Genomic DNA, 15,479 nt, shown 5'->3' with positions numbered 1-15,479 from the left:
CCGAGCGCCCCATGCGTGGATCCATCAAAAAAAATCGAGACGCCGCGTCGGATCGGCAGCATCTCCTTCGTCATCTGGACATGAACGGGCAGTAGACGCCCACGTCGAGCCCGGCGATTCATGAGGAAGAATGATCATGCCCAGCACTGTCCGCCTGCACCGCGTTCTCACGACCAGCCCGGAGAAAGTCTATCGCGCCTTCCTGGAGGCGGATGCGTTGGCAAAATGGCTTCCGCCGAATGGCTTCACCTGCACCGTCCATCATTTCGAGCCGAAGGTCAGGGGCACGTTCAAGATGTCGTTCCGTAACTTCACGACGGGCAACAGCCACGCCTTCGGCGGCGAATATCTCGAGCTCGTCCCCGGCGAACGTCTCCGTTACACCGACAGGTTCGACGACCCCAATCTGCCGGGAGAGATCCAGGTCACCGTGATCCTGAAGAAAGTATCCGTAGGCACCGAGCTGGATATCACGCAGGCCGGCATCCCCGACGTCATCCCGCCGGAGGCTTGTTATCTCGGCTGGCAGGAATCGCTGCGCAATCTGGCGAAGCTCGTCGAGCCTGAGATCAAGCAATAGCGATCGGACGCGACTTAGGGGCGGCCGCGTGACCGTAGGCTACGCGCCCGCCCTCGACTGGAGCCCGCCGCTTGCGGTCCAGCGGTCCGGGTCCGGGCTGTGTCCGATCAAAGCAAGGCCGTACGCAATCGACTCGAACTGATCGCCCGACATCAGCCGTTCGTTGCCGAACCGCTCGGCGAACAGTTTTCGAACGGCCGGCACGAAAGACGTGCCGCCGGTCAAAAACACCTTCTCGACCTCGCGCGCGGTGATGCCGGCTTCGCCCAGCACCTTGTCGACGGTGGCCCCGAGCCTCGCGATGTCGTCGGCAATCCAGGCTTCGAAATTCTTCCGCGTGATAGTCGAGCCGATATCGACCCCGCCTCCTTTGAAGCGGAACTCCACCTGATCCTGGGCCGACAGCGCGACCTTGGCGTCGGACACCGCGCGGTACAGCGCAAAGCCGAGGTCGAGATCGACGATGGTGATGAAATCCTCGAGCAGAGCCGGCTTCACCGCGGTGCGCGCAAGCTCCCGGAGTTCGCGCAGGTCGCCGTTGCTCTTCATCATCGCGAGCTGATGCCAGCGCGCGAGATTAGTGTAGTGGCCGGTGGGGATCGGCAGCACCTTGTCGAACGAGCGGAAGCTCGAGCCCTTGCCCAGCCGCGGCGAGACGACGTGATCGACGATACGGTAGTCGAAGGTGTCGCCCGCAATCCCGATGCCGGCATGGCCGAGCGGCTCGGCGCGCAAGGCGCCGCCGGCACGCGAGAACCGCATCACCGAGAAATCGCTGGTGCCGCCACCGAAATCCGCGACCAGCACGGTCGCATCGCGCTCCAGCCGGCGGGCGAAGGAGAACGCCGCGCCCACGGGTTCGTAGACATAGCGGGCGTGGCCGGCGCCGAGGCGCTCGAACGCGGCCCGGTAGCGCTGCATCGCCAGCGCTTCGTCGGGATTGCCCCCGGCGAAGCGGACGGGGCGACCGACTGTAATGGTGGACGTCTCGAAGCCGAATTTATCGCCGCCATGCCGCGCCAGCGTCCGCAGGAACGCCGCCAAAATATCCTCGAACTTGTAGCGCTGCCGGAACACCTGGGTGGTGTTGAAGCTGGAGCTTGCGGCAAAGGTCTTGAACGACTGGAGGAAGCGGTAGACATGGCGTCCTTCCAGGAACTGCTCGATCGCCCACGGGCCGCCTTCAGCCTGGGCGCCGGCTCCCGGCCGGTCCTCCCAGAAGCACAGCGCTGACACGAAGACGCTGTGGCGCTGCTCACCATGGTCGAAGCGGATGGCCTCGACCCGGCGATCGTCCGCCGCAAGGGCCACGACCGTGTTGCTGGTCCCAAAATCGATGCCGATCGAGACGGCGGGCGAGGCGCTCGACATGAACCACTCTGACAGATGATTGGAGGGGGCAGACCACTAACGGCTTCATGTGCCGCTGCCAAGGCTCCGTTTTTGGATATCGACGGTCAAATGGTTCAGTTTCGGCCGGCTTTGGGCATATCCCGCTCAAATCGGCCCATTTAACTGATTATTATGCTGCAATGCGAAAAGCTAAATGCTGCTATGCAATGGCATGCATAGACATTGGCATCTGGTATACATAAATTCCCTTTCGAAATGAGACAGCACTACTGACCGTCTCGAGAAAGGGATTTCCGATGTCCAAGACCGCTTCCGTCGCTCTCGCGCCCTCCTCCACGCTGTTCGCCCGCCTGATGGCAACGATCGACCGCCTCCTGATGGCGAGCGCCGAGATCTCGAATCACAACGGCGACCTGCCGCGCTTTGGCCTGTAGGCCGGACAGCCGCCCGCGCCTGCGCGCGCAGCGGGAGACGGTTTTAGATCAGTCCGCATACTACTTTTGATGAATGGCCCCGGATCACGGGGCCATTTCTACTTGTGCTGTCCTGAGTCACAGCCGCAACCGGGCAAGGTCCTGCGGCATTTGCGCACGGTGACCGGACCAGCGCTTGAAGCTTGGCATAATGCATACAAGAATGCCGTTCCAGCGCTCGCAGAAAAATGAGAGGCGCCACGGGAGGCTTTATGACGGACATGGTGCAAGCAACCGCCCCGACAGCCGCGCGCGTTAGCGACACGTATCGCTGGACGCAATTGGCAGTTGGCGTCGCGGCGATGGTAATGATCGCCAATTATCAATACGGCTGGACGTTCTTCGTCCCCGACATCCAGAAGAAGTTCGGCTGGGATCGTGCGTCGATCCAATGGGCCTTTACGCTGTTCGTGCTGTTCGAGACCTGGCTCGTGCCGATCGAAGGATGGTTCGTCGACAAATACGGTCCGCGCATCGTGGTGCTGGTCGGCGGCGTGCTCTGTGCCGCCGGCTGGGCGATCAACGCGGAGGCGACCACGCTCAACGGCTACTATCTCGGCATGATCATCGCAGGCATCGGCGCCGGCGGCGTCTACGGCACCTGCGTCGGTAACGCGCTGAAGTGGTTTCCGGACAAGCGCGGTCTTGCCGCGGGCATCACGGCCGCTGGTTTCGGTGCGGGCTCCGCGCTGACCGTCGCGCCGATCCAGGCCATGATCAAGGACAGCGGTTTCCAGACCACCTTCCTTTATTTCGGCCTCGGACAAGGCATTATCATCTGCATCCTCGCCTTCTTCCTGCTCGCGCCGAAAGCAGGTCAGGTGCCGAACGCGGTCGTGAACGCCAATCTGCAGCAGACCCGGCGCAACTACCAGCCGACCGAGGTGCTGCGTCAGCCGATCTTCTGGCTGATGTACTTCATGTTCGTGATTGTCGGCGCTGGCGGCCTGATGGTGACGGCGAACCTGAAGCCGATCGCGGCGGACTGGAAGATCGACAACGTGCCGGTCACGCTGATGGCGGTGACGATGACCGCGGTGACCTTCGCGGCCACGATCGACCGCGTGCTCAACGGCCTGACGCGTCCGTTCTTCGGCTGGATCTCCGACATGATCGGCCGCGAGAACACGATGTTCATCGCCTTCGGCATGGAAGGTATCGGCATCTGGATGCTCTACCTCTGGGGCCACGATCCGCTCTGGTTCGTGCTGCTCTCGGGCTTCGTGTTCTTCGCTTGGGGTGAGATCTACTCGCTGTTCCCCTCGACCTGCACCGACACGTTCGGCGCCAAGTTCGCGACCACCAATGCCGGCCTGCTCTACACCGCGAAGGGTACGGCCGCGCTGCTGGTCCCGATCGGCAACTACATGCAGCAGTCGTCGGGCAGTTGGGACAACGTGTTTATCATCGCAGCCGGCGCCAACATCCTGGCCTCGGCGCTGGCGATCGCGGTGCTCAAGCCCTGGCGCAAGGTCGTGGTCGCGCAATCGACCGTCTGACGCGCTCCAAAAGCGCTTCTCGCGCAAAACGCCCGGCCTCGCGGCCGGGCGTTTTCGTTGTGCGCGACGTTTTCGTGAACCCGCCGTCCCTAAAGGAACTCCGCAAATTTTCAGGCGCGCGCCAAGATAGGGCTTGCAATCTGGAATATGGTATACCAAGGTCGCCACCGCGCTTGCGACGATAAGCCACAATATTGCGACATCAGGTCATCTTGCGACCGGTGTCGAACCAGACAGGCGCTTGGGAGGTTCTTGATGATTTCCAGCACCGATGGCGCTGTCACGGCCGCGCCTCTCCGCACAGGTTTCCGCTGGCTCCAGCTGGTCATGGGCATCGTCTGCATGGCGATGATCGCCAACCTGCAATATGGCTGGACCCTGTTCGTCGATCCGATCGATCACGCGCACCATTGGGGACGCGCCGCGATCCAGCTCGCCTTCACCATCTTCGTCGTCACCGAAACCTGGCTGGTGCCGATCGAGGCCTGGTTCGTCGACAAATACGGCCCGCGCATCGTCATCATGTTCGGCGGCGTCATGATCGCGCTGTCGTGGATTCTCAACTCCTATGCCGATAGCCTCACCTTGCTCTACGCGGCCGCGATCATCGGCGGCATGGGCGCGGGCGCCGTGTACGGCACCTGCGTCGGCAACGCGCTGAAATGGTTTCCCGATCGCCGGGGCCTTGCCGCCGGTGCGACTGCCGCCGGCTTCGGCGCAGGCGCTGCACTCACCGTCGTGCCGATCGCAGCCATGATCGCAACGAGCGGCTATCAGCACGCGTTCCTCACCTTCGGCATCGGCCAGGGCGTGATCGTCTTCGTGCTCGCCTTCTTCATTCAGCCGCCGCGGATCTCGATCCCGCCGAAGAAGAAGCAGCTCAATCTGCCGCAGACCAAGATCGACTTCACCCCGCCCCAGGTGCTGCGCACCCCTATTTTCTGGGTCATGTATCTCGTGTTCGTCATGGTCGCCTCCGGCGGCCTGATGACCGCGGCGCAGATCGCCCCGATCGCACACGACTTCAAGATCGCCGACACGCCGGTCACGCTCGCCGGATTCCAGATGGCGGCATTGACGTTCGCGATCTCGCTCGACCGCATCTTCGACGGTTTCGGACGGCCGTTCTTCGGCTTCGTCTCCGACACGATCGGCCGCGAGCACACCATGTTCATCGCCTTCGGCACCGCCGCGCTGATGCTGCTGACGCTGTCGGCCTATGGCCACGTCCCTGTCGTCTTCGTGCTCGCCACCGCGGTCTATTTCGGCGTGTTCGGCGAGATCTACTCGCTGTTCCCAGCGACCTGCGGCGACACCTTCGGCTCGAAGTTCGCAACCACCAACAACGGCATGCTCTACACGGCGAAGGGGACCGCGTCCCTGCTCGTTCCGCTCGCCAGCGTGATCTCGGCCACGTATGGCTGGAAGGCCGTGTTCGTGGTCGCAGTCGCGCTGAACGCGACGGCGGCCCTGACGGCGCTGTTCGTGATCAAGCCGATGCGCCGCTCCTTCATCCTCGGCAAGGAAGCCGAGAGCGCCAACGCCGCGACGGGGAACGCCAAGACCGAGACGGCATAACGAACACTCCTTGCACGGTGAGACAGGGGGCGCAGCGATGCGCCTCTTTCTTTTTGGCTCACGGCAAACGTCAGCATTGTTGCCTCAAGATTTTTCGGAACAGCCAAATCGAGTGCTTGACGATTGGCATTATGTATACCACACTTGCCGCATCATTCACCCAGGGAGGTTGCAATGCTGGTCGGAGACATTCTGCGCAAGAAGACACCGCGCGTTGTCACGGTGCGAATGAACGAAACGGTGGGTATCGCCGCCAAGCTGATGCGCGCCAACAATATCAGCGCACTTGTGGTGAAGGACGTGGTCCGCTCCGAGGGTAACACCGCGGTCGGCATGTTCACCGAGCGCGACGTCGTGCGCGCCGTCGCCGAGCACGGCGCCAATGCCGTCAACGTCAAGGTTTCGCAGCTCGTCTCGGTGCAGCAGCTCGTATCCTGCACCTCAAACGACACGATCGAGCACGTCCGCCATCTGATGAACCGGAATCACATCCGGCACCTGCCTGTCATCGACGATTACAGCCTCGTCTCGGTCATCAGCATGCGTGACATCGCCTCCTTCGTGGACGAAGCGATCAACGGCACGCCGCAAGCAGCTTAAAGCGTCTCACTTCCCCTGCGACTACCGTCCCCGGCTCGGACCTTCCGAGCCGGACCGGATCTTTCGTCCCGAAATCCGGCTTCCGCTGCTTCGCGAGGATTCCATGAAGATCTGCATCTACGGCGCCGGCGCAATCGGCGGATATCTCGGGGTTCAGCTCGCGCGCGCGGGCGCCGACGTCAGCCTCGTCGCACGCGGCGCGCACCTTGCCGCGATGCGCGAGCGCGGCCTGACGTTGCTCGCGGGCGAGGAGAAGCACACCGTGCATCCGCGCTGCACCGACGATCCCGCCGAGCTCGGTGTGCAGGACTACATCATCATCACGCTGAAGGCGCACTCGATCACCGGCGTGATCGAGACAATGCAGCCGCTGCTCGGACCCCACACCCGCATCGTCACCGCCGTCAACGGCATCCCCTATTGGTACTTCTACAAGCACGGCGGCCAATACGAGAATTCGACGCTGGAGAGCATCGACCCCGGCGGACGGCAGTGGCGCGAAATTGGCGCCGAGCGCGCCATCGGTTGCATCGTCTATCCCGCCACCGAGATCGAGGCGCCCGGCGTGATCCGTCACGTCTACGGCAACAACTTTCCGCTCGGCGAGCCCTCCGGCGAGATCACCCCGGACGTGCAACGCCTCGCCGATCTCTTCGTCGCAGCCGGGCTGAAGGCGCCGGTGCTCGACCGCATCCGCGACGAGATCTGGCTCAAGCTGTGGGGCAATGTCTGCTTCAACCCGATCAGCGCACTCACCCATGCAACGCTCGACGTGATCTGCACCGATCCGGCCACTCGCGCGCTGTCGCGCGCGATCATGATGGAGACGCAAGGCATCGCCGAAACGTTCGGCGTCAAATTCCGCGTCGACGTCGAGCGCCGCATCGAAGGTGCGCGCAAGGTCGGCGCGCACAAGACCTCGATGCTCCAGGATCTCGAGCGCGGCCGCCCGATGGAGATCGACCCGCTCGTCACCGTCGTGCAGGAGATGGGCCGCCTCACCGGCGTCGCCACCCCCGCCCTCGATTCAGTGCTGGCGATGGTGACCCAGCGCGCCCGCATTGCCGGTCTCTACGACGGCATCCCGACCCCATCGGATCCGCGCGCACTGGCGGTGGCGTGATGGCTGGCGAGATCAAACAATGGCTCCGCTTCCGGAATAGCGGTGCGACCGGCTTCGGCACGCTAACGTCGTCGGGTATCAGCGTCCATGAGGGCGAGATGTTTGGCCGCCATGCAGCCACCGGCAAGACGCTGGCGCTGTCGGAGGTCGAACTGCTCGCGCCCTGCGTGCCCAGCAAGATCGTCGCGCTCTGGAACAATTTTCATGCACTCGCGGCCAGGCTCAACCAGCCCGAGCCACCGGAGCCGCTCTACCTCCTGAAGGCCACCACCAGCATTACGACGCCAGGCGCGGTGATCCGCCGTCCCTCTTATTACGATGGCAAGACCACGTATGAAGGCGAGCTCGGCATCGTCATCGGCAAGACCTGTGCCCGGGTGTCGCCGGCGGAAGCGGACAGCTTCATCTTCGGCTACACCTGCGTCAACGACATCACCGCCAACGACATCCTGACCAGCGACCCGACCTTCCCGCAATGGGCACGGGCCAAAGGCATCGACGATTACGGCCCGTTCGGCCCCGTCATCGCGACCGGTCTCGATCCGGTCAGGCTGGTGGTCCGCACCATCCTCAACGGTGCGGAGCGACAGAACTATCCGATATCGGACATGATCTTCACCGCGCAGGAGCTGGTCAGCAGGATCTCCCACGACATGACCCTGCTCCCCGGCGACCTCATTGCCGTCGGCACCTCGGTCGGCGTCGGCGTGATGAAAGAGCCGGTGAACATTGTGACCGTCGCGATCGACGGCATCGGCGAGCTGACCAACGAGTTTCGGCTGTAGCTTCTCTCTCCGTCATGGCCGGGCTTGTCCCGGCCATCCACGTTCTGTTGGCGCGGAGGCGCGTGGATGCCTGGGACAAGCCCGGGCATGACCAGCGCCCTGAACGTCTGCCCCCAACACGGGAAACGCGCCTCTCCCCCTCCACCGATCGGCTGACGCATTCAGCCGTGGATCGTGAGGCCGGACCTATCCAGCAAGCTCCCGCCGCCCTTGATCTCGGTTCCGCTCTCCAATAGCAATTATGGCGATAATGTGCCGGCGTGAGGAAGTCACGATGTGGCTGTTTTTCCTGGTTGCCTGGTTTGTTCTGCTCACTGCCATCGCGATCTTCGCCCAGCAGGCGCTCGGTTACGATGTCGGCCACCTGCCTGCCTGGTTCGGAGGCCTGCCCGTCCCGCAGCGTGTTGCGACCGGCGCGATCCTGGCCTTGGCGTTGGCACTGATCGGCGCCTCCGCCTGGCGGCTCTCGCGCCAGGACCGGCGCCTCGACACATTGCGCGACCGCCTCAAGAAGACCCGCGAGGACGTGGTCGTCGCCCACGCCCTGCAGAACCACCTCGACGCCACCGTCCAGCACCTGATCGAGAGCGATCCCCGGGAGGCCGTTTCCGCCCTGCACGACAAGCTGGGCGAGACCGAGCAGCGCGCCCTGCTGCAGCGGGGCCGCAACGAATCCACCGACATGCACGACCAGCTCGCCGAAATCCGCCGCCGCCAGCAGGAATTGCGCGATATGGTCGGCAAGATCGCCGAGCAGCGCCGCGCGGTCGAGCCGGTTTTCACTGAGATCCGCGACCGCCAGAACCAGCTCGAACGCTCGCTGCACGACCTCGAGACCGACGACCGCAAGAACAACCTCGCCGACCGGCTCAAGGACATCGCGGGCGACGTATCGACGCTGCTGTCCCGGGTCGGCGCGGTCCAGGACACCTTTGCGACCCTGAACCAGTACAAGGACGATCTAGCGAAGTCCCACGCTGAGCTGGTGCCGCTGCGCGCGTCGGACGCTGGCCTCAATGCGTTGATCGGCGAGCTGAGCCTCAGCCATGAGCGCCTCGCCAAGAGCGTCGACGAGCTCGAAACCGGCGGCGAAGCACCGCTCGGCGCCCGCGTCGAGACGCTGTCGAAGAACAAGATCGAGATCGAGCAGCGCCTGGCCCGCATCGACGACAGCTTCCACATCCTGAAAGGCATCGGGCTCGACTTCGAAGAGCTCGGCGAGCGCCGGGCCCAGCTCGAACGCTCGCTCGCCCGTGTCGAGATCGACGCCGAGGGCAAGACGCTTGCCGACCGCCAGAATGCGTTGAACGATTTTGTTCTCCAGTCGCGCCAGCGCCTCGGTGCGTTACAGGAAACGCTGGCGACGCTGAACGCCTTCAAGACAGAGCTGTCGAAGTCGCAGGCTGACCTCGTCCCGCTGAAGGCGCCCGTGTTCGGAATCGAGGCCATGATCGCGGACGTCGGCACGACGCACGACCTCCTCGCCAAAACCGTCGGCGAGATCGAGGCAAACGGCGACGTCACCCTCGCCTCGCGCGTCGACGCGCTGACCAAGAGCAAACGCGAGGTCGAAGACCGCCTCGCCCGCATCTTCGACAGTTTCAACGCGCTCGACGGTTTGCGAAAAGACATCGGCGGCATCTTCTCGACGATCAGGAACAGCCTGAACCGGATCGGGTGAGGCCGAGTCGCGTAGGCTGGGCAGAGCGCGCCGAAACATCCAGACACATCACATCTCCGCGCGGCCGGCAGATGCCGCCAACATGTCGCGCCGATGCCGCACTGTGGACGCATTCGGCCGCCCTTCTGTGAGGCGTGTCTGGGGGCACGGCGGTGCCGTGTTTGGACCAAACCTTCTAGGGGTATGACTGTGAAGAAGATTGTATTTGTCGTGGGTGCTACGCTTGCTCTGGTAACGGTCGCGAATGCCGCGGATCTGCCGCGCCGGCAGCCCGTTCCCGTCTATTCGGAGCAGGCGCCGATCGGCAAGATGCCGATTGGCAAGAGCCCGGTTGGAAAGGCCCCGATCGGCAAGGCGCCCGGCCCCGTCGCAGCGCGCTACTGACGCGTTAGCGAAATACCCGCAGAAGCAAGCGTAGACTCTGCGTGAGTGGCCGACAGTCGAGGGGCACAGCGTGACGAACAAACCTGATCGATCGGGACCCTGCATCCTTGCGGGATTCGCGCTCGCGGCCATGCTCGCGTGTACGACACCTTCGGCCTCGGCCCACGAAGCGAACAAGCGCGTTGCTGACGCAAACGCGCTTGCCACGACCGACACCGTATCACGGCCGGCGCCATCGACCCGGCGCCCGGTCGCGGGCGCGGAAAAAGGTCCGTACTACGTCGATTTCCGCGCCCGCACGGCGGCGAGCTGGGGCCACGCCTTCGTCTGGTACGGCAAGACCAGCGAGCGCGCCGTCGAAGTGGCAGGGCTCACGCCCGCCGGCGACACCTGGGCCTATGTGCTTGGTCACCTCACCTGGGTGCCGGCGGAGACCGGCGCGAGCTACGGCGATCTCGACCCGGAGTATCTGACCGCGAACTACCGCGTATATCTGAACGAAGCCGACGCCAAGCGCGTGTTTGCCTATATCAAGAAATTGCAGGCGAGCTCGCCGGTCTGGAACGCCGAGACCACCAATTGCACCGGCTTCATCGGCGACATCGCCGAGTACATGGGATTGAAGGTCCCCTACCGCTGGCAGCGCCCCGAAAACTTCGTCAACAGCCTCAAGGAAATGAACGGCGGCCGCCAGATGGTGCGGCTGTCGACGGAATAGCCCGGCAGGGTTCGCCCGTCGGGCAAAACAGCCGCACAAATTTCGCGCGCCGCCTGTCAATCCCCGTCTGCCAAAATATTCCACTTTACCGAAATTCGGATTTGGCGCACCTACGACACACCCTGACCCGGGACAAGGGGCGGATCGCGATCGTCACGGACCGCGGGTGGGGCAGCGATGGACGCGACGGCGTCGGGCGCGGCGAGCCTTGCAGGGCGGGAAACCGTGAGCACAGGCTTTCGCGCCTACGACACGGCGCCGACAGCGTCTTCGCATGGCTTCGGGTGCGAGCACACGCCAGCTCCCGAAGACCCAGCGAGGACGTGCGCGGACGGCGAAGTCGTGTGGTCCTGACGCCCGGGGTCTGTGCGTCAAGTCCTGTGGTGATGCGTGCTGCCCGACCGGGCGCTTGCATCAGCCATCTGCGGGGCGACGGGGGCAATAGTGCATCGCTCCCCGGGGAGAGCACGAAGTAAGCCGTAAACCACCGCGCAGGGAAGGCCGGGCGATTGGCTGACCTGTGGTCCACCCCCGTGTGCATTCTTCTGGCGCACGGACTTGCGGGTGCCAGCCGGCGCCCGGCCTTCCCTGCGCCCTTGTCACGACGAGGGCGATGCGATCAGGCAAAGCTCGGGCGAAATGCGCCGCGAGGATGCGAAGATGCGTCTGCTGTTTGCAAGTCGGATCGAGATTGATCGGAAGATTGTGCGTCCGTGCCCCGGACGCAGCGCAGCATCCCCCGGCAGAGCGAAGCATCGTCCGGTTCGACGGTGCGCTGCAGAGCCGGCGCCCATCTTTCAGAGCGCTCGCTGGGCATGGGTCGCGGCTCTGCGCGGCAACGCGAAGAGGCGTTGCAGCGCGTCCGGGACACGAGCCCGCGTCAATTATCCGCCTCACGGAATCCCCCCACTCCCCGCATGATCGCCCCGCCTCCACCGCACGCCCTCGCAATAGACTTTTCCCGACCCGGGCGGCATCCTGCCGGCATCGACCGATAAAAGAGCGCCACGCAAGCGGGGAAACAGATCATGCTGCAGACACGGTTCACCAAGCTCGTCGGAGTCGAGCACCCGATCGTCCAGGGCGGCATGCAGTGGGTCGGGCGCGCCGAGCTGGTCGCCGCCGTCGCCAATGCCGGCGCGCTCGGCTTCATCACGGCGCTGACCCAGCCGACACCGGAGGACCTCAGGAAGGAGATCGCCCGCTGCCGCGATCTCACCGACAAGCCGTTTGGCGTCAACCTCACCATCCTGCCCGCAATCAAGCCGCCGCCTTATGCCGAATATCGCGCCGCCATCATCGAGAGCGGCATCAAGGTGGTCGAAACCGCCGGCAACAAGCCGCAGGAGCATGTCGACGAGTTCAAGAAGCACGGCGTCAAGGTCGTGCACAAATGCACTAGCGTCCGTCACGGGCTCTCGGCCGAGCGCATGGGCGTCGACGCCATCTCGATCGACGGGTTCGAATGCGCCGGCCATCCCGGCGAGGACGACACCCCCGGCCTGATCCTAATCCCGGCCGCCGCCAACAAGATCAAGATCCCGATGATCGCCTCCGGCGGCTTTGCCGACGCCCGCGGCCTCGTCGCCGCACTGGCGCTCGGCGCCGAAGGCATCAACATGGGCACCCGCTTCATGGCGACCAAAGAGAGCCCCATTCATCAGCTCATCAAGGAGAAGATCGTGGCCAATGACGAGCGCGAAACCGAGCTGATCTTCCGCACCATGCGCAACACCTCCCGCGTCGCCAGGAACGAGATCTCGACCAAGGTCGTAGCGATGGAGAAGGAAGGCGCCAAGTTCGAGGACATCCGCGAACTCGTCGCGGGCGCCCGCGGCAAGATGGTCTACGCGACCGGCAACTCGGACGAAGGCATCTGGTCGGCGGGCCAGGTCCAGGGCCTGATCCAGGACATCCCGACCTGCGCGGAACTGATCTCCCGCATCGTGCGCGAAGCGGAGGCCATCATCCGCAGCCGGCTCGAAGGCATGATCGTTCATCCGACAGCGCAGGCTGCTGAATAATCACTGCAAGAAGCGAGAGCAATTCATGAAGGCTTATGTCTACGGCCCTGGTGGCGCTACGATTTCCGACGTCGCTCAACCAAAGCCTGAAGGCACGCAGGTGCTGGTCCGGGTCCGCGCCTGTGGCCTCAATCGCGCCGACACCGGCATGCGCAAGGGCCACGCCCATGGCGCGGCCGGCGGCGCCGGCACCGTGCTCGGCATGGAATGGGCCGGCGAGGTCGCCGCGCTCGGACCGGATGCCAAGGGCCTCAAGGTCGGCGACCGCATCATGGGCTCGGGCGGCGCGGCGTTTGCCGAATACACGCTGGCCGATCACGGCCGGCTTTTCCACGCGCCCTCGAACATGAACTTCGAGGAAGCCGCCACCCTGCCCGTCGCACTCGCGACCATGCACAACGCCGTCGTCACCATCGGCGGCGTGCAGCCCGGGCAAGCCGTGCTGATCCAGGGCGCAAGCTCCGGCGTCGGCCTGATGGCGATGCAGATTGCGAAGCTCAAGGGCGCCAGGCTCGTGATCGGCTCCTCGACCGATGCTTATCGCCGCAGCCGGCTGAAGGAGTATGGCGCCGATCTTGCGGTCGACTCCTCTGACCCCTCATGGGTCGACGAGGTGCTGAAGGCGACGAACGGCGAAGGTGTCGACCTCATCGTCGACCAGGTCTCGGGCAAGGTCGCGAACCAGAACCTCGCGGCGACCAAGGTCAAGGGTTGCATCGTCAATGTCGGCCGGCTCGGCGGCACCCATGCCGATTTCAACTTCGACCTGCACGCGGCCCGCCGCATCGATTATGTCGGCGTCACCTTCCGCACCCGCACCGTCGCGGAGGTCCGTGAGATTTTTGAGGAGGTCCGCAAGGACATCTGGGGCGCCGTCGAGTCGCGAAAGCTGCAGCTGCCGATCGACAAGGTGTTTGCCTTCGACGACATCGACAAGGCCTTCGAGCACATGGAGGCCAACAAGCACCTGGGGAAGATCGTCGTGACGGTGTAGTGGCCGCGACGACCAGAGAGAGCGGCAGCGCACCAGTCTCTCCACTCGTCATGGCCGGGCTTGTCCCGGCCGTCCACGTCTTTGTCGCTCCGAAGAACGTGGATGCCCGGGACAAGTCCGGGCACGACGGAGTTCACCCGCTCCTGCAACTCACTAGCGTCTACGCCTGTGGATCGTCGCTTGATGTTCACCCGCGGCCTGCTAAATCCCCGCCATGAGCTCCCAACACAACAAGACCTCAGTCGCAGCGATCTCGATATTCGCCAGCGGCGGCATGGCGGCGGCCAAGTTCGCGGTCGGGATCGCGATCGGCTCGCTGGCGCTAATCTCCGAGGCGCTGCATTCGTCGATCGACCTGGTCGCCACCATCATCACCTGGGCGGTGGTGCGGGTGTCCGACAAGCCGGCGGACGAAGAGCATCATTACGGCCACGGCAAGCTCGAAAGTGTCTCGGCACTGGGCGTCACCGCCCTGCTCTACGTGCTCGCCGGTGGAATCCTGGTCCAGTCCTACAGCCATCTCCGAGAGGGAGTTGCGCCGCCGACGATCTCCGCCGTCCCTTTCGTCGTGCTGGTGATCGACATCGCCGTCAATTTCTGGCGCGCCCGTGCCCTGCACCGTGCCGCACGGGAGACCAGGAGCCAGGCGCTCGCCGCCGATGCGCTGCATTTCGCCTCCGACGTGATGGGCTCGTTCGCCGTGATCGTGGGCCTGATCCTCGCCGGCCTCGGCTTCTGGTGGGGCGACGCGGCTGCCGCCGCCGCAGTGGCCGTGATGATCGCCCTGCTCGGCCTGCGCATGGCCGGCTCGACCGTGCAGACGCTGGTGGACCGCGCTCCGGAAGGCGCGCATGAGACGGCCACGGCCGCGATCCGCAGCGTGCCGGGCGTGATCGACATCGAGCGGCTCCGCGTGCGCATGGTCGGTGCCACCACGTTTATCGACACGATCGCAAAGGTGCCGCGGACCTACCCCATCGACCGGGTCGAGGACATCAAGCGCAACGCGCAAGCAGCCGTCGAGACGGCCTTCGGCGATACCGACCTCACCTTCACCGCAGTCCCCGTGGCGCGCGACAACGAGACCGTGCGCGACCGCATCATGGTCATCGCCCACAATTCGGGCCTCGCCATCCACCACGTCACCGTGCACGATCTCGGCGCCAAGCTGATCGTCAGCATCGACCTCGAGGTCGACGGGGGGATGCAGCTCTACGCCGCCCATGACGTCGCCAACACGCTGGAACGCAACATCCAGGAAGAGTTCGGCGCAGATGTCGAGGTCGACGTCCACATCGAGCCGCTGGAACCGGAACTGCCGTTCGGGGTCGATGCCGAACCGGAACGGGTGCGGGCCATCGCCGCAGCCTTGACGGAATATGCCGCCAGCGGCGAGATCCACGACATCCATAATGTTCGCGTCCGCAACACCGACGCCGGCGAGATCGTGAATTTCCACTGCCGCGCCGAGCCGTCGATGAGCGTGATCAAGGTGCACGAGCATGTCGATGCGATCGAGCGCGCGTTGCGGCGCGCGTTCCCGAGCGTGAAGCGCGTCATCAGTCACGCCGAACCGCCGCGCGCGTGACAGAGAATGTGCGAGGAGTCACACGTTCTCGTTTCGGACTCGCCGCGCACGTAAGTTTGCGGACGCACGACGCACAAACTGCGCGTTGGATAAGAATAA

At 64.3% G+C, this 15,479-nt stretch carries 14 protein-coding genes; 13 read left to right on the top strand and 1 reads right to left on the bottom strand.

All coding sequences use genetic code 11. The annotated features are described in order from the left end of the window. Positions 1-136: 136 nt before the first annotated feature. Positions 137-580, top strand: a complete 444-nt coding sequence (locus tag IVB42_RS34400; RefSeq protein WP_026233614.1) for an SRPBCC family protein — start codon at positions 137-139, stop codon at positions 578-580. Positions 581-619: 39 nt separating this feature from the next. Here IVB42_RS34400 and IVB42_RS34395 read toward each other — a convergent pair whose 3' ends face one another. Further along, positions 620-1,951, bottom strand: a complete 1,332-nt coding sequence (locus tag IVB42_RS34395; RefSeq protein ID WP_018458577.1) for an Hsp70 family protein — start codon at positions 1,949-1,951, stop codon at positions 620-622. A 278-nt stretch (positions 1,952-2,229) separates the two neighbouring features. Between IVB42_RS34395 and IVB42_RS34390 the strand changes: the two genes are divergently transcribed. From IVB42_RS34390 to IVB42_RS34335, 12 genes are all read left to right on the top strand, one after another. Beyond that, positions 2,230-2,367, top strand: coding sequence for a hypothetical protein (locus IVB42_RS34390; protein ID WP_018458576.1), 138 nt, complete (start codon positions 2,230-2,232; stop codon positions 2,365-2,367). Positions 2,368-2,618: 251 nt separating this feature from the next. After that, a complete protein-coding gene (oxlT, locus tag IVB42_RS34385) occupies positions 2,619-3,905 on the top strand; it encodes an oxalate/formate MFS antiporter (RefSeq protein WP_026233613.1) in 1,287 nt (428 codons plus the stop codon). A gap of 255 nt (positions 3,906-4,160) precedes the next feature. Beyond that, positions 4,161-5,483 (top strand): oxalate/formate MFS antiporter, encoded by a 1,323-nt coding sequence (gene oxlT / locus IVB42_RS34380; RefSeq protein ID WP_018458574.1) that lies wholly within the window; start codon positions 4,161-4,163, stop codon positions 5,481-5,483. A 174-nt stretch (positions 5,484-5,657) separates the two neighbouring features. Further along, positions 5,658-6,083, top strand: a complete 426-nt coding sequence (locus IVB42_RS34375; RefSeq protein ID WP_018458573.1) for a CBS domain-containing protein — start codon at positions 5,658-5,660, stop codon at positions 6,081-6,083. A gap of 103 nt (positions 6,084-6,186) precedes the next feature. After that, entirely contained in the window at positions 6,187-7,206 is a 1,020-nt protein-coding gene (locus IVB42_RS34370; protein ID WP_018458572.1) for a 2-dehydropantoate 2-reductase, read from the top strand. Next, a complete protein-coding gene (locus IVB42_RS34365) occupies positions 7,206-7,991 on the top strand; it encodes a fumarylacetoacetate hydrolase family protein (RefSeq protein ID WP_204510720.1) in 786 nt (261 codons plus the stop codon). Before IVB42_RS34370 ends, IVB42_RS34365 begins: the two co-directional genes overlap by 1 nt. A gap of 274 nt (positions 7,992-8,265) precedes the next feature. After that, the gene (locus IVB42_RS34360) at positions 8,266-9,672 is read left to right on the top strand and encodes a hypothetical protein (protein ID WP_085385855.1); all 1,407 of its coding nucleotides are present in this window, start codon (positions 8,266-8,268) and stop codon (positions 9,670-9,672) included. Between the two features lie 183 nt (positions 9,673-9,855). Beyond that, on the top strand, positions 9,856-10,056 hold the full coding sequence (locus tag IVB42_RS34355) for a hypothetical protein (protein WP_007608336.1): 201 nt from the start codon (positions 9,856-9,858) through the stop codon (positions 10,054-10,056). Between the two features lie 70 nt (positions 10,057-10,126). Continuing rightward, entirely contained in the window at positions 10,127-10,774 is a 648-nt protein-coding gene (locus tag IVB42_RS34350; RefSeq protein ID WP_247471903.1) for a hypothetical protein, read from the top strand. Between the two features lie 1,028 nt (positions 10,775-11,802). Next, positions 11,803-12,798 carry a nitronate monooxygenase family protein gene (locus IVB42_RS34345; RefSeq protein ID WP_018458568.1) on the top strand — a complete coding sequence of 332 codons (996 nt, stop codon included), beginning with the start codon at positions 11,803-11,805 and terminating at the stop codon, positions 12,796-12,798. Positions 12,799-12,823: 25 nt separating this feature from the next. After that, a complete protein-coding gene (locus tag IVB42_RS34340; protein ID WP_018458567.1) occupies positions 12,824-13,792 on the top strand; it encodes a zinc-binding dehydrogenase in 969 nt (322 codons plus the stop codon). A gap of 214 nt (positions 13,793-14,006) precedes the next feature. After that, entirely contained in the window at positions 14,007-15,380 is a 1,374-nt protein-coding gene (locus tag IVB42_RS34335) for a cation-efflux pump (RefSeq protein ID WP_085362399.1), read from the top strand. Positions 15,381-15,479 lie beyond the last annotated feature (99 nt).

This window comes from Bradyrhizobium sp. 45 (assembly GCF_023073155.1).
Taxonomy (GTDB): domain Bacteria; phylum Pseudomonadota; class Alphaproteobacteria; order Rhizobiales; family Xanthobacteraceae; genus Bradyrhizobium; species Bradyrhizobium canariense_D.
The sequence above is the reverse complement of the archived record's forward strand: the minus strand, read 5'-3'. Positions and strand labels throughout refer to the sequence as shown.